12 protein-coding genes and 1 other RNA gene are annotated in these 16,761 nt (G+C 71.5%); 2 read left to right on the top strand and 11 right to left on the bottom strand.

Annotated features, from left to right (window positions below; translation table 11 throughout):
* Window positions 1–8 precede the first annotated feature (8 nt).
* The 8 genes from trxB to WMF17_RS38805 all read right to left on the bottom strand — a co-directional run bounded on the left by trxB (window position 9) and on the right by WMF17_RS38805 (window position 9,187).
* Window positions 9–968 carry a thioredoxin-disulfide reductase gene (gene trxB / locus WMF17_RS38840; protein ID WP_437598479.1) on the bottom strand — a complete coding sequence of 320 codons (960 nt, stop codon included), beginning with the start codon at window positions 966–968 and terminating at the stop codon, window positions 9–11.
* Between the two features lie 121 nt (window positions 969–1,089).
* A complete protein-coding gene (locus WMF17_RS38835; RefSeq protein ID WP_437646066.1) occupies window positions 1,090–2,652 on the bottom strand; it encodes an OmpP1/FadL family transporter in 1,563 nt (520 codons plus the stop codon).
* Between the two features lie 33 nt (window positions 2,653–2,685).
* On the bottom strand, window positions 2,686–4,452 hold the full coding sequence (locus tag WMF17_RS38830) for an MXAN_5187 family protein (protein WP_437646064.1): 1,767 nt from the start codon (window positions 4,450–4,452) through the stop codon (window positions 2,686–2,688).
* A 3-nt stretch (window positions 4,453–4,455) separates the two neighbouring features.
* On the bottom strand, window positions 4,456–5,298 hold the full coding sequence (locus WMF17_RS38825) for a hypothetical protein (protein WP_437646062.1): 843 nt from the start codon (window positions 5,296–5,298) through the stop codon (window positions 4,456–4,458).
* Between the two features lie 188 nt (window positions 5,299–5,486).
* Window positions 5,487–5,679: non-coding RNA, 6S RNA (gene ssrS, locus WMF17_RS38820), on the bottom strand.
* 188 nt (window positions 5,680–5,867) lie between these two features.
* The gene (locus WMF17_RS38815) at window positions 5,868–6,746 is read right to left on the bottom strand and encodes an inositol monophosphatase family protein (RefSeq protein WP_437646060.1); all 879 of its coding nucleotides are present in this window, start codon (window positions 6,744–6,746) and stop codon (window positions 5,868–5,870) included.
* Window positions 6,743–8,230 carry a UDP-N-acetylmuramate--L-alanine ligase gene (locus WMF17_RS38810; RefSeq protein WP_437646058.1) on the bottom strand — a complete coding sequence of 496 codons (1,488 nt, stop codon included), beginning with the start codon at window positions 8,228–8,230 and terminating at the stop codon, window positions 6,743–6,745. The genes WMF17_RS38815 and WMF17_RS38810 overlap by 4 nt, the downstream gene beginning before the upstream one ends.
* Before the next feature lie 354 nt (window positions 8,231–8,584).
* Window positions 8,585–9,187 carry a ComEA family DNA-binding protein gene (locus WMF17_RS38805; protein ID WP_437646056.1) on the bottom strand — a complete coding sequence of 201 codons (603 nt, stop codon included), beginning with the start codon at window positions 9,185–9,187 and terminating at the stop codon, window positions 8,585–8,587.
* A gap of 473 nt (window positions 9,188–9,660) precedes the next feature.
* On the opposite strand from WMF17_RS38805, the gene WMF17_RS38800 reads away from it, so the two are divergent.
* Window positions 9,661–10,665, top strand: coding sequence for a DUF362 domain-containing protein (locus WMF17_RS38800; protein ID WP_437646055.1), 1,005 nt, complete (start codon window positions 9,661–9,663; stop codon window positions 10,663–10,665).
* Between the two features lie 190 nt (window positions 10,666–10,855).
* Window positions 10,856–11,485, top strand: a complete 630-nt coding sequence (locus WMF17_RS38795; RefSeq protein ID WP_437646053.1) for a hypothetical protein — start codon at window positions 10,856–10,858, stop codon at window positions 11,483–11,485.
* A gap of 118 nt (window positions 11,486–11,603) precedes the next feature.
* Here WMF17_RS38795 and WMF17_RS38790 read toward each other — a convergent pair whose 3' ends face one another.
* From WMF17_RS38790 to WMF17_RS38780, 3 genes are all read right to left on the bottom strand, one after another.
* A complete protein-coding gene (locus WMF17_RS38790) occupies window positions 11,604–12,809 on the bottom strand; it encodes a serine/threonine-protein kinase (RefSeq protein WP_437646051.1) in 1,206 nt (401 codons plus the stop codon).
* Between the two features lie 316 nt (window positions 12,810–13,125).
* Window positions 13,126–14,853: an acyl-CoA dehydrogenase family protein gene (locus WMF17_RS38785; RefSeq protein WP_437646049.1), complete on the bottom strand. Its 1,728-nt coding sequence runs from the start codon at window positions 14,851–14,853 to the stop codon at window positions 13,126–13,128.
* A 57-nt stretch (window positions 14,854–14,910) separates the two neighbouring features.
* Window positions 14,911–16,758, bottom strand: a complete 1,848-nt coding sequence (locus WMF17_RS38780) for an HDIG domain-containing metalloprotein (protein ID WP_437646047.1) — start codon at window positions 16,756–16,758, stop codon at window positions 14,911–14,913.
* Window positions 16,759–16,761 lie beyond the last annotated feature (3 nt).

The raw sequence follows: 16,761 nt of genomic DNA, 5'->3' as shown, positions 1-16,761 counted from the left end.
GCCGTCCCTCAGTGGCCGCCCTGCTGCGCGAGCCAGCGCTCCGCGTCGAGCGCGGCCATGCAACCCGTGCCGGCGGCCGTCACGGCCTGGCGGTAGTTCCAGTCCTGCACGTCGCCCGCGGCGAAGACGCCGGGGATGTTCGTGCGCGTCGAGCCCGGCACCGTCTTCAGGTAGCCGTTCGGGTGCGTCTCGAGCTGCCCAACGAAGAGATCCGTCATCGGCGTGTGGCCGATCGCGACGAACATGGCCGCCGCGGGCACGAGGTGGCTGTCGCCCGTCTTCGTGCTCTTGACCCGGACGCCCGTCACCATGTCGGCCTTCACGTCGAGCACCTCCTCCACGACGTGGCTGTAGAGGATCTTGATCTTCGGGTTCTCGGTCACGCGCTGGATCATCGCCTTCGACGCCCGGAACTCGTCGCGGCGGTGCACGAGCGTGACGCTGCTGCAGAGCCCGGACAGGTAGGAGGCCTCCTCCATCGCCGTGTCGCCGCCGCCGACGACCACGACGTCCTGGCCGCGGAAGAGGGCGCCGTCGCAGACCGCGCAGGCGCTGACGCCCTTGTTCTTGAGCTTCTCCTCGCTCTCGAGGCCGAGGTAGTTGGCGCGCGCGCCCGTCGCGATCACCACCGATTTCGTCAGGTAGAGCGTGTCATCCACCCACACCTTGAACGGGTGGCCCGTGAGCTCGACCCGGGTCACGTCCGCCGTCACGATCTCCGTGCCCTGATGCGCGGCCTGGTCGCGAAAGCGCTGCATCAGCTCCTGGCCGGTGACCTTCTCGGGAAAGCCGGGGTAGTTCTCGACATCGGTCGTGAACATGAGCTGGCCCCCCGGGATCAGGCCGCCGGCGCTGAAGCCCTCGATGAGGAGCGGCTTCAGGTTGGCGCGCGCCGCGTAGATGGCGGCGGTGAGCCCGGCAGGACCGGAGCCGATGATGACCAGGTTACGGACGTTCGATTCGCTCATGGTGGAGCCATCTTATAGGCGCGACCGCCTTCCGCGTCGACCGCCCCGGCGCTCCGCCGCGCCCCCCCGCCGCGCTGTAGCGCGGCGCGTTCTGCCGCCTCCGCGCCGAGCGGCCGCCCGCTCAGAAGCGCATCGTTCCGCTCAGACCGAACTCGTCCAGGCTGCTCTCGAAGCGGCCGCCGTTCACGCTCTGGATGCTGCGGTAGCCGCTCGGGACAGCGCCGGAGACGGCCTTGATGCGCCCCTTCCCGCCGTTGTCCAGCGGGCCGAAGGACGTGTGCTGAAACGCCGCCGAAATGTCGACCGGGCCGACGCGCGCGGTCACGCCGGCCCCGACGCCGACCCGATAGCCGAGGTGGAAATCGAGGTTCAGATCGGCGTCGTCCTGCCCCTTCGTCTCGAAGAAGCCGCCGGCCCTCAGCGCGAGGAGATCGGGGAGCACGACGAAATCGCCGCCGAGCCGGACTCCCAAGACGTCGCGCCAGCGGTGCGGGACGTCGGCGTTGGGCGGCACGGTGCCCACGACCGTGCCGCGCACCGGGATGCCCTCGCGGAACCGGACCTCGATCGCATCGACCGCGCTGTTGTTGGCCCAGGTGAAGTCGAGCTCCACATCGAACAGGTCGTCGACCATCGGGTCGCGGACGCGGGGCTCGGCGGCGGAGGACCGCGCGGCCCGCAGGGCGCCGGCGCGCGGCCTGTGGTACCGGAGGCCGAGCTTCGCCTCCATGGGGATCGGCATCGTGAGAGAGCCCGCGCTCCGCTCCTCGGTGACGTTGCACCCCGGCGGCTCGCCCCTGCAGGGGTCCTCGTTCTTGACCCCGGCGGGCGTCCAGTAGCGCGACTCGATCGTGAGGTCGGTCTCCGCGCGCACCGCGTCCTGCCACTTGAACCACGCGCCCAGGTCGAGGTGCGCCGTCGCCGCCCAGCGCGCGCCGAGGACGAAGCCCGGGATGAAGAGATCGTCCGCCTTCGCGCGCGTGCGCAGATCGCCGCGCGCGCTGAAGTCGTCGCCGCCCGCGGCCGAGGTCGCCTCGGCGAAGTTGACGAAATCGAGGACCGCCATGCCCCAGATGAAGCCGGCGCCGATCGAGACCCCCTCCGCGGGGGTGAAGCCGACCGAGAGCGTCGGCATCAGCATCAGGGCGTCGAGCGACGTGAGCAGGTACCGCTGGGGCGACGGCTGCGTCATCTCGCCGAAGCTCGGGTGCGTGTACGGGAGCGACTCGGGCCAGGACCGCTCGCCGACGCCGTGCGGGCCGAGCACCGCGACGCCGACGGCGAGCGCGTCGCTCACGCGGAGGGTCGCGGCGAGCTGGGGGTTCGGGAACAGGCCGCCCTCGGCGCACACCTCGGGGTCGGGGCCGCCCTGGCTGCCGGGCGCCGGGATCGCCGTCGTGTAGCTCGGCGGGACGGGCCGCCCATCGGGGCCGAGGCGCGTGAAGCACTGCGCGAGCTGGATGAAGTGGACGCCGCCGTGCGCGCTGCTCCTCTGCGCGGCGAGCCCCGCCGGGTTGAAGTAGGCCGCGAGCGGATCGTCGGCCCGCGCGACCCAGGCCCCGCCGCGACCGAGCTGGAGCACCCCGATGTCCGGCGAGTCGAGCCCCGACGACGCGCGCGCCGCGCCGGCGGCCACCATCGCAGCGAACGCGACGCCCGCGGCGCCCGCAGCTCCTCGTTTCATGGGCCTCCGTCTCCGCGCGGCGATCCCCGGCGGCTACTTCACCGGCGACGCCTTGAGCGCCGCCTTGCCGTCCTTCACGTAGACCGTGAAGCGCACCCGCGAGCAGTTGTGGCGCGCCACGAGCGCGTCCTTGTTGCGCTGCAGCGTCCCCTTGAACTTGTCGAAGGTGAGGGCGTTCGTGGGCTCCCCGCACTGCTGCTTGACCGACAGGAACTCCTCGTAGACGGCGTTCCATTCGGTGAGCTCGTCCGGATCTCCGGCGCCGTCCTGCCGCGCGGCCGGCGCTTCCGGCGCGCTCGTCGCTTCGGGGAGCGTGTTCGCCAGGGCGGGCGCGGCCGGCGCCTTGGGCGGCGGCGGCGGCGGCGGCGGGCGCCGCGGCGGCGGGCGCCCCGGAGCGCCCGCGGGGCCTTGGGGGGGGAGCGCGATGTTCGCGTCCGAGACCTCCTCGATCGCCTCGACCTGCTCCTCGGCCTCGCGGGCCGGCGGCGGGCCGCTGAGCGGGTGCGAGCCGGGCCGCCGCGTCGGGCTGCGCGGGCTCACCATGGGCTTCGGGTACGACGGGCGCGAATCGGGGCGCGGCTCGCCGGGGCCGAGCGGCACCGAGAACGCGCTCATCGCCGGCTGCGCCGGGATCGGGCCGAGCACCTGCTCGAGGTCGGCGGCCTTCCTGGGCGCGCCGCCCTTCGCGGCCACCTTCTCGACGCCGTCGTTGATGTCCGCCGCGATCTTCCGGTAGGCGCCGCGGAACCGGCTCGGCGCCAGCACGTCGACCTCGCCCTTGGCGAGGCGCGTGGCCTCGTTGCGGAAGACATTGAGCGGCCGCGTGTGCTCCAGGAACGAGAACACCAGCCCGATCGCGGCCAGGGCGAGGATGCCCGCCAGGATCAGCGCCGTGGGCACCTGGCTCTTGTCGTCGTTGTTCGCCTTGTCGAGGAAGTTGAGCGGCGAGTCGACCGACGCCGCGAGGCGGCCGACCGCGTAGCCGGCGCCGAGCTCCCACGCCTCGCCGGGCAGCCGCGCGTACACCACGCCGAGGTGCGTGCCGATGACGCGGACCTCGGAGCGCCCCTTCTCGACGTAGTCCTTGTTGTTGTCGAGCAGCTTCAGATCCTGCGTGATCTGGTCGAGGTTCGACTTGTCGAACCCCTCGGGCGCGCCGGAGGCGACGCGCGCCCCCTCGGCGTAGAAGCCGACGGCCGCGCCGGTGCGCTTCGTGACCGCGCGGGCGAAGGTGTCGTCGATGATCTTGGCGCCGATCACGGCCCCGACCGGCTCACCGTTGACGTCCTGCTCGACGGGGCGCGCCACGACGCGCAGGATGCGGCCCTTCCAGACCCAGGCGTCGTCGCGGATCCAGCCGTGGAGGGCGTCGGCGACGACCGAGTAGCCGCCGAGCTCCCAGTCCTCACGGTGCTCGAAGTCCACCGACGCGACCACCCGGCCGGCCGCGTCGACGGCCCACACGTGATCGAACTTGAGCTCCGGCGGCACCTCGGCGACCGCGCTGCGCAGCGCGGTGCGGGCCTTCTCGCGCAGGTCGGCGCCCGGCTTGGCCTCGGCCGACGACTTGGCGAGCGCCGTCCGCAGGGCCGGGGTCAGCGCGACGCGGATGAGCGCGCTCGATCGCTTCCGGGCGTCGTCGTTGAGGAACCACTCGACGGCGCTGGAGTCGGCGCTGAGCGACTCGCTCATCGCGCGGTGGCTCGAGCGGTTGTAGAGCTGGGCGGCGACGAAGAGGATGAAGATCGCGGCGCCGAGCGCGAGCGCGAGCACCCCGTACCAGAAACGCGACAGCAGCATGGTCTACTTTCCTGCCTCCGCGCTCGGTCCACCGGCCTCGCCCACGACGACTGGCTCCCTGAGGAACTGCTGCTCCGGCCCGGGCTTCACGACGGCCTCGACGGCCTTTCCGACCGGCTCGCCGTTGAAGTAGCCCTGCAGCGTGTACGTTCCGGCCTCGACCTCGATGGCGAAGCTCCCCTGACGATCCGGGTAGGCGCTCGCCACGGCCTTCGGCTCGACGACGATCCACGACCGGACGCTCGGGGCGAGCTGATCGCGGATCTCGTACTTGCCTGGCCCCGGCGGCGTCCAGGCGCGGGTCTTGGCGGCGGCGATCTCGACCGGCGGGAGCCCCTTGTTGCCGACGTCGTAGATCTTGTGCGGGAACGGATCGTGGTTCTCGAACTGGATCCGCTGTCCCGGGGCGACGACGAGGGTCACGGGCGTGGTGCGGCCGCCCGAGATGACGACCGTTCGCGGCGTCTGCTGCGGCTCGCCCTTCTCGCCGAGCGCGACGACGCACAGCTCCTTCGGCATGTAGCCGACGAGCGCCCGGACATCGGCGCGGACGGTCGGGGAGGGCTCGCGGAACGTGTACCGGTTCGCCTTCGGATCCTTGGCCTCGTTCCAGACCGGGTTCAGGAGCTTGGGCATGCCCGTGGTCCTGCCCTTGATCGTCACCGCGGCCAGGGCCGCCCCGGGCACCGTGAGGATCGCGAGCGTCAGGGCAAGGCGCCGCACGAAGCGCGAGCGGCCGGGGGTGCGGCGCCCGCGGTGGCTCGACGACCCAAACCGTGCTGCGCCGGCGAGCGGGCCCTGCTCGTCGTGCTGCGCTCCTGCAGATCGAGGGGATCTCGTGTCCATCGCGGGCCCGAAGCTACCGGAAGGGGGATGAGAACGGAAACAAAAGCCGGGCCGTGGTCCGCACGCCGGCGCCGCGCCCCCCGGCGACGCCGCGGTGCGGCGACCGCTGGACCCATGTCGAGGGCACAGCGCGTGTCGCGCGCACAAAAAAACTGCGGGCCGCGTGGGCGGCCCGCAGGGGAGAGATGTTCCGTACCGCCGAGGACGTGGGCAGAAGGACTTGAACCCCTAGCATAGCTGCTAGGTGGGAGCCTAAGTACCGCTTCAGGCTTCCCGGTGAATGGTTCCGGGCCTAGCTCACCACGGTATCGTTGTTGGCTCCCTGGTTCTCGCTTACTCGGGATTCAATCGTCCAACGCCTCACGAAGTCGGCAGAGGGAACGACCATAGAATAGTTCCCTGGGCGGCTCAGTCAACCGCTCCTCCGCACGGTTCCGACGTTTTGCGTTTCTCGCCTCGCGAGCGTCGCTGTCGTTTGTTGTTGCGCTTGCTGCGCCTGTCGCCCCGCGTGTTGACGCCGCTCGTGCGCGAGCGCCCCACGGCTGGCCCTGAGCCGGCCGTCGAGCCGCCTAGCGGGTCGGCGGGCCGGGATGCGAGAAGAGGGCAACGATGGGATCGTGGACGAGGCCGTTCGACGCCATGATGTCGCCTACGTGGTAGTCCGGCGGACCGCCGTCGAGCGCGGTGATCACGCCGCCCGCGCCGCGCACGATCGCGCTCCCGGCGGCGACGTCCCAGGCGTGGAGCCGGCGCTCCCAGTAGGCGTCGTAGGTCCCGTCGGCGACCATGCAGAGATCGATCGCCGCGCTGCCGCAGCGCCGCACGGCCTGAGCGTTGCGTTTGACGCTCATGAAGGCGTCGAAGTTGTTGTCCGGAGCCCGGTCGCGCACCGGCGGGAAGCCGGTCGCCACCATCGCGTGCTCCAGCGACGCCGTGGCGCTGACCGTGCAACGCTCGCCGTTGCGGCGCGCCTCTCCGGCGGTCGCGGGCCGCTCCGGCGCGGCGCCGAGCGGCTGCGGCTCGCGCGACCGGAAGCCCGTCCAGCGGATCCCGAGCACGGGCGCGACGACGGCGCCGGCGACGGGCGTGTCGTCCTCCATCAGGCCGACGGAGACGCACCAGAACGGGTGGCCGTGGACGAAGTTCGTCGTGCCGTCGAGCGGATCGACGTACCAGACGAGCCCGCCGCGCGGCTCCGTGGCGCGCGCGGCGCTCTGCTCCTCGCCGACGACGGCGATGCCCGGCGTGAGCGCGCCGAGCCGCGCGACGAGCAGGTCCTCGCTCGCCTTGTCGAACTGGGTCACGAGATCGCGCGGCGCCTTCTCCTCCACGCGCAGGCCGCGCGGGCCCGCGCGGAACCCGGCCTGCACGAGCGCCGCCGCCTCCTCGGCGACGCGGAGCGCGATCCCGGACAGCTCGAGCAGCTCCGCTGGCCCGCGCCCGCTCATCGCGACCTCGTCGACAGCGCGCCGCGGAGCTTGTCGTAGATGCCGCCGAACGCCCCGTTGGACAGGAGCGCGATCGTGTCGCCCTCCTGCGCGTCGCGCGCGATCGCGGCGACGATCTCGTCCACCGAGCCCGCCGCCTCTGCGCGCCTGCCCGCCTGCTCCAGGTCGCGCACCAGCCGGTCGAGGTCGAGCCGCTCGCCCGCGGCGATTTCCGGCCGCCCGAGCGGCGCGAGCACGACGCGGTCGGCCGCGCCGAAGGCGCGCGCGTAGGGCTCCTGGTGGAGGGCGCGGCACGCGGTCGCGCTGCGCGGCTCGAACACCGCCCACAGCGCGCCTTCCGGGTGCCGGGACCGGAGCGCGCGGAGCGTCTCGTCCACGGCGGTCGGGTGGTGCGCGAAGTCGTCGTAGACGCGGACCCCGCGCGCCTCGAACAGGAGGTCCTGCCGGCGCCGCACGCCCTCGAAGCTGGCGAGCGCCGCGGTCACGGTCGAGAGCGGCACGCCGAAGCCCTGCGCCGCGGCCGCGATCGCGGCGACGGCGTTGCGCACGTTGTGGTGCCCCGGCATCTGCAGGGCGACGCGCCCCGCCATGACGCCGCCGGCGTACAGATCGAACGACTGGCCTTCGGCGCCAGCCTCCGCGGGCGCGGCGAGCCAGTGCGGCGGCTTCCCGTGCGTGTCGTCGCCCTCGAGCGCGAACCAGGCGACCTCTGCGCGCGCCGACCGCGACACCACGTCGACGACCCGCGGATCGTGCGCGGCCGCCACGAGGAGCCCCGTCTCCGGGATCCGCTCGACGAAGCCGCGGAACGCCGCCTCGTACGACGCGGCGTCGGGGTAGATGTCGACGTGATCGTGCTCCATCGACGTGACGATGCCGACCTCGGGGCGGTAGTGCCAGAACTTCGGGGTCTTCTCGAAGAAGGCGGTGTCGTACTCGTCGCCTTCGACGACGAACGGCGTCCTGCGGCGATCGGCGCCCGCCTCGTTGAGGAGCGGCAGGCCGCGGCGGTCGCTCGCCGAGGAGGCGCTCCGGGGCAGCCGGAAGCTCGCCTCGAAGTTCTTCGGCAGGCCGCCGATGAGGAAGCCGGGGTCCCGGCCGGCCTCGTGCAGGAGCCACGCGCACATCGAGCTGGTCGTCGTCTTGCCGTGCGTGCCGGCCACGACGAGCGGGGAGCGGCCGGCGAGCATGTGGTCCGCGAGCGCGTGCGCCATCGTGGTCACCCGCATGCCTCCGTCGATCGCGGCGCGCGCCTCGGGGTTCGTCGGGCGGCAGACGTTGCCGATCACGACGAGATCGGGCCGAGGGTCGAGGTGGGCGGGGTCGAACCCGGTCATGAGCCGGATGCCCCACCGCTCGAGGGCCGGTCCCATGGGCGGGTAAAAGGAGACGTCGGACCCCGAGACCTCGTGTCCCGCGGCCCGGAAGAGCCCCGCCAGCGCACCCATGCCGGTGCCCGCGACGGCGACGAAGTGGACGTGCATCGCGGCGCAGTGTGCCCGAGCGCCCTCGGAGGGCAAGGGGGCTCCCGCGCGAGAGCTCGGCAGGCCGCGGCTCCCGCCGTGTCCGCACGGGGCCTCCGCTCCATCGAACATCGACTCTGCGCAGCCCAGCGTGCCTGCAGGTCATGAGTCCGGAGCCGCCCGCGGGCGCCATGCGGGGCTCCGCGCAATCCGCCGCTCGCCGCGTTCACCGATCCTGGCAGGCTCCTGCGGTGCACGAGGCGCCCGAGGTGCGTGCGACCGGGAGAGCGAGCCGCGTTTCGATGCAGCAACGTCCAAATCAAGGTGGCCAAATCAAGGTGGCCAAATCAAGGTGGCCAAATCAAGGTGGCCAAATCAAGGTGGATCGACGAGCAGGAGCGGCCTCAACCGCTTCAGGGACCGCCGGCCCAGCCCCTTGACCCGCAGCAGGTCGTCGACCTTCCGGAAACGCTTGAGCTTGGCGCGGAGCGCCAGGATCGCCGCTGCCTTCGCCGGACCGACGCCCGGGAGGCGCATGAGGTCCGCCTCGGTCGCGAGGTTCAGCACGACCTTTCCGTCCGCGGTCACGCCGCCGCCCGCCGGAGCGCCCGCCCCGCCATCGCCGGCCGACGGCGGCTCTGCCGCTGCGGCCCCCGCGTCGGCGGCAGGCTCGGCGGTGGCCTGGGGCGTCGAGCTCTCGGCGGCGCCGAACGGCGCCGGGTCGCCGGCCACCATCGCCAGCCCGGCGGCCGGGTCTGCCGGGCGCTCCGGGAGCAGGCTCAGCGCGTGCCCGGAACCCACGAGCGCAAGCGCGAAGAACCCCGCGACGTACGCCGCGACCTTGCCGCCCAGCGCGGTCCAGGCCGAGTCCCTCAGCGCTGCCAGCGCCCGCTCCCGCCACGGGGGACACGCCTCGGTGTCCTGCCCTGGTTCAGCCCGCCCGCCGGGCGAGCCCGTCCCCTCCGATGTCGCTTGCATCGTGCCGCGCCTCCTTCCTTCCTGGTGCAAAGGACGTCGCCTCCGCGCACGCGAACGGCGTTCGTCTCCTCGGCGACGCCGCCAAGCGAGCGGCATGCCGGGGCGCGATCGCCTGAAACCCTGGGCAAATCGCGGGCGTCCGGCGCTCCCCGGCGTGGCGCCGCCATGGCGGAGGCGCAACGGTACGGTCGATCCCGCCTCCCGGGAGCCCGGGCGGCCCCCCGGGGAGGACGGGCGCCGCCGCCGGCAGGCCGGCGCCCCCGGGGGGGAGGACGGGCGCCGTGTCTCGAGCGCGAAGCTCGGCTACCATCAGCGCCCCGGGCGCCCGGCGACCCGGCGGCATCCACCCCGCCGCAAGGCGCTCACCACGAGGTCTCATGCCCCACGATCCCCGTCGCTTTGTTGATCCCGGCCCAGCGGGTCGCTCGCGCCGAGCCTTCCTCGGCGGCCTCGCTGCCGGCACCGCGGGCGCCGTGCTCCTGGGCCCGACCGCAGCGCTCGCGGACGCGCCGCCGAGCCTCGCGGCCACGCCGCCTCCCGGCTTCACGCCGCTCTCCATTCCCGGGAAGATCGTGAAGGTCACGAAGTCGAACTCGATGCAGCCGAACGGCCTGTGGCCCGAGGCGTCCGCGGCGAAGGTGATGCTCGAGCGGGCCATGGCGGAGCTCACCGGGAGGAGCGATCTCGGCGCCGCCTTCGGCCGCTTCGTCCACAGGGACGACCGCGTGGCGATCAAGGCCAACGGGATCGCCGGCCAGAAGGGCGCGACCATGGCCACAAACAAGGAGCTCGTGCTCGAGATCGTGCGCGGGGTGATCGCGGCGGGCGTCCCCGCGGAGAACGTCCTGATCTTCGAGCAGTACCCCTCGTTCCTCGCCGGCACCCGCTGCGCCGACCGCGCCGCCAAGCCGGCCGCCGAGTTCCCGGCCGGGATCCGCGCCGCGGTGCACGAGAACAAGGACGCGGTGATGCCGAGCATCTCGGTCTTTGGCATCCCCACCAAGTTCGTCCGCCCCTTCACCGAGGCGACCGCGGTGATCAACGTCTCGCTGATCAAGGACCACTCGATCTGCGGCTACACCGGCTGCCTCAAGAACATCACCCACGGCGCGACCATCAACCCGCACTCTTTCCACCAGCACACGGCGAGCCCGCAGATCGCCGAGCTCTACGCGCAGAATGTCGTGAAGAGCCGTGTCCGCCTGCACATCACGGACGGCTTCAAGCTCATCTACGACCAGGGCCCGCTCGACAAGAACCCGAAGCGGCGTGTCCTTCACGAGTCGGTGTATGCCACGACCGATCCGGTCGCCATGGATGTGATCGGCTGGGGCGTGGTCGAGACGTGGCGCAAGGAGAACGGGCTGCCCACGCTCAAGGAGGCGAGCCGGGAGCCCTCGTACATCCGCATCGCGGGCGAGTTCGGGCTGGGCGTCTTCGACAAGAATAAAATCGCGATGCGCGAGGTCCGATTGTAGCGGCGCTGCGGGATCCGCTCGCGGGACTGCCGTCGCTGAGAACCGCTTGCCGAGGCTCGTGTTGCCCATGCTCTGCTCCAGGCCGACTGCGCGCTCTTCCACAGGCTGGGGGATCGCGTCGGCGGTCCCTCTCCTCGCATTCCTCGCCGTCACCGCCTGCAGCAGCACCCCCCCGTCGAGGCCGCCGGGGTTGCCCCCGACGCCCGGGTCGATCACCCGCGAGAACCCGGGGGGCGACGCGGCCGACCCCGAGCGGGCCGCGCTCGAGCGGCTGCTGGCCGAGCCGTGGGGGAGGCGGCGGGACCGGTTCAACACGCTCGAGGTGCCGCTCGTCGACTGGCAAAGCTGGCGCCGGGTGCGGGTCTGGAGTCATCCGACGCGGGCGACCTTCCGGTACGGCGACGAGCACTACGCCGCCCTGACGGTCCTCTACTCGAGCACCGCGGGGCCGAGCGATCCCGACAGCTGCCTCGACGAGTTCTGGGCGAAGAACGCGGCGCTCGCCGACGGCTATGGCGTGCGGCTCGGGGAGGCGCAGATCATCCGGACGACGCAGGAGATCGACGGCGAGGTGCGGCCGCTCGTGTTCAAGGTACTCGACGGCAGCATCGCGTCGGTGTTCGCGAGCGACGAGTACGCCGGAGCGATCGCCGTCTACGAGTCGTGGCCGGGGACGTGCCTCGTGTCCGTGCTGGCCGTGAAGGCGAGCGAGCACCCCGAGCTCGCGCGCCGGGTGCGCGACCGCTGGGTCGACGAGGGCGCCCCGAGGCTCCGGTGGATGTCCGGCATCACCGAGGCGCCCAGGATCGACGCGCGCTAGGCGCGGTCGTCACGACCGACGCGCGCTAGGCGCGGTCGTCACGCGGGTCCGACAGCGCCTGGCGCTCCGCGTCGCCGTCGCGAGGTCGGCGCGGCGACCGCCGCGACGCCCCGCCGGGTCACGGAGCCATCGACGCCGGGCTCTCCGCGGTATCCGGCGACCAGGACGCGCCCTGGGCCATGCTGTGGCAAACGACCGAAGCGGCCGCGAGGAGCAGCACGATCGCGACCAGCCACGGGACCCGAAGCGGCGGCAGGACACGGCTGTCCAGCACGACCTCGCTCTGCCGGTCATCCGGGGCAGGGTCGGCTTCGCCCGTCTCCGGCGCACCGCCGAGATCGTTCGCCGGCGTCGCCAGCATGGCGGCCATGGTCGTCTGATCCAGGGCGCAGCGAGGCGGGGCCGCGGGCGCGCCCAGCGCAGCCCGCTTGATGATGGCGCTCCGCTCGGACGGCGGCGCGCCGGGGATCGCGCGCAGCGCCTCCAGCGACCGCATGGAGGCCAGCGTCTGCGCAGGGAGGAGCGCGGTGAACGCTTCCATCATCTCCCTGCCCGACTGGTGCCGCGCGTCGGGATCGAAGGCGAACGCCCGGGAGAAGAACGCATCGACCCCGGGGGGGAGCTCCGGCGCGAGCTCGGAGGCCCTGGGGAACGAGGTCTGGCAGATGTGCCTGACCAGCTCATTGATGTTGGTGCCGGCGAAAGGGCACTGGCCGGTGATCGCGCGGTAGAGGATCACGGCCATCGACCAGAGATCGCTCCGGTAATCGACCTGCCTGGGCGCCATGGTCTGCTCGGGGCTCATGTACCGGGGGGTCCCGAGGACCATGCCTGTCTTCGTGATCCGGTCGCGCGAGCAAGACGACTTCGCGACGCCGAAATCGAGCACCTTGAGCAGCTCATCGCCGCCCGAGCACGTGAGGAAGATGTTCCCCGGCTTCAGATCCCGGTGGATCACCCCCGCGGCGTGGATCGCATCGAGGGCCTTGCCGAGCTGCGTGAACAGGAGCGCCGCCTGCGCGAGCGGGAGCTTCGGCTCCCGTTCGAGGCGGCGGTTCAAGTCCTCCCCCTCGAGGTACTCCATGACGATGAACGCGCAGCCGCGATCGACCCCGTAATCGTACGTCTCGATGACGTAGGGGCTGCGGACGCGGGCGGACGCGCGCGCCTCACGCTCGAAGCGGGCGACCAGCTCCGGCTCCGTGGCGGCGAAGCTCCGGATGAATTTGATGACCACCCGCCGCCTGAGCTTGATGTCAAAGCCCAGCCAGAGGTCGCCCATGCCACCGCCGCCGAGCCGGCGCTCGAGGCGATACTTCTCCATGACGGCCCGACCTTCAGCAGTCTCCTTCATGGCTCCGCACCTGCCACCCGATGCCCAGGCCTGGGACAAGTGATCACCCGATTCCTGTGAAGGGTCTACGCCAACGCTACTCCCAGTAGATGATATCGCAATCCGTCCAGGTCGTGCGGTGAAAACTTCCTGAAATGGAGCGTGTCGTTTGGACTCGATCGATACGCATCTTGCGTGTGACGCGCGGGCGAGCGCGTCGACGGCGTGCGCCGGAGCGGCGCGGCGCTCGTGTCCCTGGAGGTGACTCCGTGTAACTGGATGTCAGCCGAGGTGCGCCGGGGGGCGATCAGAGAATATCGAACGGGTAGGCGCGATCCGCATAGGCGCGCACCGCGATGGCCTTGCGCAGCTCGTCGTCGTTCTTCTGGAAGTCCGCGACATGCTGCCTGAGCCGCTTTTGCGCCATGCCGATGAACACGGTTGTGAGGTCGATCTCACGCCGCGCCCCCTCCTCGCCGCGCCGCTCGATGGCCCGGGTCGTGCGTGAGATGCACGCGGCCATACAGTAGAGGTCGATGGCCATCTCCGCGATGCGGCGCTGCGCATACTGCATCTCGGCGATCTCGCGCCCGTGCTTCCGGAGCATGTCCTCGCTGTGCGTGGCGAGCTCGGCCGTGTAGTCCTCGAAGATCACCGCCTCCCGGCTGAGCAGCGGGTGCGCCTTCGACATCCGCTCGCGCCCGAGCACCGACCGCGCCTTGCGGAGCGCGAAGTCGCTGAGCAGGCCGAAGCCCTTGATGGGCTCTCGCATCGCCTTCGCCACGTCCGCGAGCGCCTTGCCCGGGCCGCTCATCCCGGAGAGCGCCATGAAACAGCGCAGGATCTCGTTCGTCCCCTCGAAGATCATGTTGATCCGCGCGTCGCGCAGGTGCCGCTCGTAGGGATAATCCTGCATGTATCCGATGCCGGCCGCGATCTGGAGCGTCTCGTTGACCACGAACCACAGCGTCTCACTCCCCATGACCTTGCAGATCGCGCTCTCGATCGAGAAGTCCGGGACCTTGGCGTCGACGAGGCTCGCCGTCAGGTAGGTGATGGACTCGAGCGCGTACGTGTGCGCCAGCATCGTCGCGATCTTGTCCTTGATGAGCCCGAAATCGCCGATGCTCCGGCCGAACGCGCGCCGCTCCTGGACCCTGTCGAGCGCCAGGCGGATCAGGGTGTTGCACGCACCCACGCACCCCGCCGAGAGCCCGAGCCGCCCGTTGTTGAGCACCTCGACGGCCACCTTGAAGCCCTTGCCGACGTCGCCGAGCACGTTCTCGCGCGGCACCCTCACGTCGTCGAAGAAGAGCTCCGTCGTCGACGAGCCCCGGATCCCGAGCTTCTGCTCGTCCGGGCCGTTCTTCACGCCCATGCCCCGCTCCACGATGAAGGCCGTGAGCTTCGGCTTGTTCCCCTCCTCGAGCGCGGAGGTCCGGGCGAACACCGTGAAGACATCGGCAAAGCCGCCGTTCGTGATCCAGATCTTCGACCCGTTCAGCGTGTAGTACGAGCCGTCGGCCGACACCTCGGCGCGCGTCCTGATCGCCGCCGCGTCGGAGCCGGCGCCCGGCTCCGTCAGCGCGAAGGCCGCCATCCACTCGCCGGTCGCGAGCTTCGGGAGGTAGCGCTGCCGCTGGTCCTCCGTCCCGAAGAGCTGGATCGCCTTGAAGCCGATCGACTGGTGCGCGCCGAGCGTGACGGCGATCGACGCGTCGAGCCCGCCGACCTCCTGCATCACGCGCGCGTACGCCATGTTGCTGAGGTCGACGCCGCCGTGCTCGGACGGGATCTGCAGGCCCATCAGGCCGAGCTTCTTCAGCTCGGCCAAGAGGCCGGGGTCGATGGCGTGCTCCCGATCGATCCTGGCGCTGTCGACGCTCGACGCGAAGAACCTCCGCACGCTGTCGAGCATCATCGACGTCGCCTCCCGCTCCTCGGCGGGCAGCTCGGGGTACGGGAAGATGATGTCCTCGGCGATGATGCCGTGGAAGAGGGCCTTCATGAAGCTCTGCTCGATCGTCGGGGGCATCGGACCGTCCTTTCAAGGGGCAGGCCGTCGCGCCTCCGCGTGAGCCGCGCGGCCTGCTCAGTGCGTCTTCTTCGGCGTCCGCACGGACTCCGCTGGGCTCTCGTCCTTCGCGGCCCCCCCGGCGTCGTCTCTGACCGCGGGCGCCGCCGCGGCCGCGCCCCGCGCCGTCGAGGCGGGCGGCGGGGCGGCGCTCCCGTCCCGCCCCACCGCGCCGGAAGACGGCACGGGCGTGGCCGTCGCGGGGCGCGGCGTGACCGTCGGCGGCGCCGGCGTGTGCCCGGCGCGATCGCTCTCGCGCTGCCAGGGGTACTTGATGCGCCCGTGGTACATGTTGACCAGCGTCGACGCCATCCGGCTCGTCATGATGCGCAGGTCCTCGATCGTCAGCCCGGACTGATCGAGCTGGCCGGACGCGAGCTTCGAGAACATCACGCGCTGGATCATCTCCTCGAACTTCTTGTGCTCGGGCGGCCAGATGGTCCGCGACGCCGCCTCGATGGAGTCGACGAGCATCAGGATCGCCGTCTCCTTCGTCTGCGGCTTCATGCCGGGGTAACGGAAGTGCTCCTGCGTCAGGTCCTTCGGGTTCCCCTGCTCGACGCACTTGTGCCAGAAATACTCGACGACCTGCGTGCCGTGGTGGGTGTACGCGAACTCGACAACGGGCTCGGGGATGTTGCCCTCCCGCAGGATCTTCGTGCCCATCACGACGTGCGCCATGATGGCGTCGGCGCTCACCTCCGGATCGAGATCCTCGTGCGGCGAGCGCTCGCCGGGCGCGAGGTTCTCGATGAAATACTTGGGCTGCACCGTCTTGCCGAGGTCGTGGTAGTAGGCGCCCACGCGCGTCAGCAGGGCGTCGGCGCCGATCGCCGCGGCCGACGCCTCGGCGAGGTTCGCCATCGCGCGCGCGTGCTCCCAGCTGCCCGGCGCCTCCGCCGCCATCTTCTTGAGCAGCGGCTGCTCCAGATCGGTGAGGTCGAGCAGCTTGTCGCGGGGCACGTGCCCCATCGCCCGCTCGGCCGGCTCCCTGAGGCCCCGCCCGAGCACGCCGACGAGCAGCCCCCCGCCGATGCAGGCCAGCACGTTCGACCCGAACCCGCGCTTCAGATCCGCGACGAGGTCGAAGCTGCCCTCGAACAGCACGGTCAGCGCGACGAACCCGATCGCGCCGGCGAGGCCCGCGAGGCTGCCCGCGACGAGCAGCTGCCGCGAGCCCTTGCGCTTGAAGAAGAACATGGTCGCGGCGATGCCGCGCACGAGCAGCACCGACAGGAGGACCACGTCGAACCGGAGCAGCGACGCGGCGATGAACGCGACGCCCACCTCGACGAGGAACGCGGTCCGCCGATCGAACGCGATCGCAACCCAGAGCGGGAGCGCGGCGACGGGCATCCAGAACTCGGGAAGCGCCGTGAAGAGCAAGAGGAGCTTCGCGACGATGAGCGAGCCCGTCATCAGGACGAACATGCCCACCTGCGTGCGCAGCAGCCGCACCCGGTTCTGCCCGAAGCGACGCAGGTAGACCGTCAGCATCAGGCAGACGATGAGATAGATGACGTACGTGCTCGCGACGCGCGCGCCGAGCCCGGGCTGGCGCATGCGCCGCACCGTCTCGTACGCCATCGCGGCGTCGTGGTCCTCGTTGTGCTCCGACAGGACCGTGCCGCGCGGCACGATGACGCGCGCGTGCTCGTACGAGAGCGTGAAGCTCCCGTCGTGCCTGTCGCGCACGATCCGCGGCCCGTACGGGACCCGCAGCGTCAACGGCGCGGGCTCGCCCATCTCGGGCGCGAGCGACGGGATCAAGAGCTCGCCCACGCAGAGCACGGCGAAGAGCGCCGCGAAGAGGACGCTCAAGACGAAGCCGGCGAGGGGACCTGCCCGGATACGCGTGCGCAGCATGGA

It is taken from the genome of Sorangium sp. So ce362 (assembly GCF_051519845.1).
Taxonomy (GTDB): Bacteria; Myxococcota_A; Polyangia; order Polyangiales; family Polyangiaceae; genus Sorangium.
This window is presented reverse-complemented; position numbering and strand designations above follow the sequence as displayed.

Coding starts and splice junctions, on each gene's coding strand:
- WMF17_RS38805 (WP_437646056.1), bottom strand. CDS start 9,187: ATGCAAGCGACATCGGAGGGGACGGGCTCGCCCGGCGGGCGGGCTGAA.
- WMF17_RS38835 (WP_437646066.1), bottom strand. CDS start 2,652: ATGAAACGAGGAGCTGCGGGCGCCGCGGGCGTCGCGTTCGCTGCGATG.
- WMF17_RS38790 (WP_437646051.1), bottom strand. CDS start 12,809: ATGGAGAAGTATCGCCTCGAGCGCCGGCTCGGCGGCGGTGGCATGGGC.
- WMF17_RS38830 (WP_437646064.1), bottom strand. CDS start 4,452: ATGCTGCTGTCGCGTTTCTGGTACGGGGTGCTCGCGCTCGCGCTCGGC.
- WMF17_RS38825 (WP_437646062.1), bottom strand. CDS start 5,298: ATGGACACGAGATCCCCTCGATCTGCAGGAGCGCAGCACGACGAGCAG.
- WMF17_RS38785 (WP_437646049.1), bottom strand. CDS start 14,853: ATGCCCCCGACGATCGAGCAGAGCTTCATGAAGGCCCTCTTCCACGGC.
- WMF17_RS38815 (WP_437646060.1), bottom strand. CDS start 6,746: ATGAGCGGGCGCGGGCCAGCGGAGCTGCTCGAGCTGTCCGGGATCGCG.
- WMF17_RS38780 (WP_437646047.1), bottom strand. CDS start 16,758: ATGCTGCGCACGCGTATCCGGGCAGGTCCCCTCGCCGGCTTCGTCTTG.
- WMF17_RS38810 (WP_437646058.1), bottom strand. CDS start 8,230: ATGCACGTCCACTTCGTCGCCGTCGCGGGCACCGGCATGGGTGCGCTG.
- trxB (WP_437598479.1), bottom strand. CDS start 968: ATGAGCGAATCGAACGTCCGTAACCTGGTCATCATCGGCTCCGGTCCT.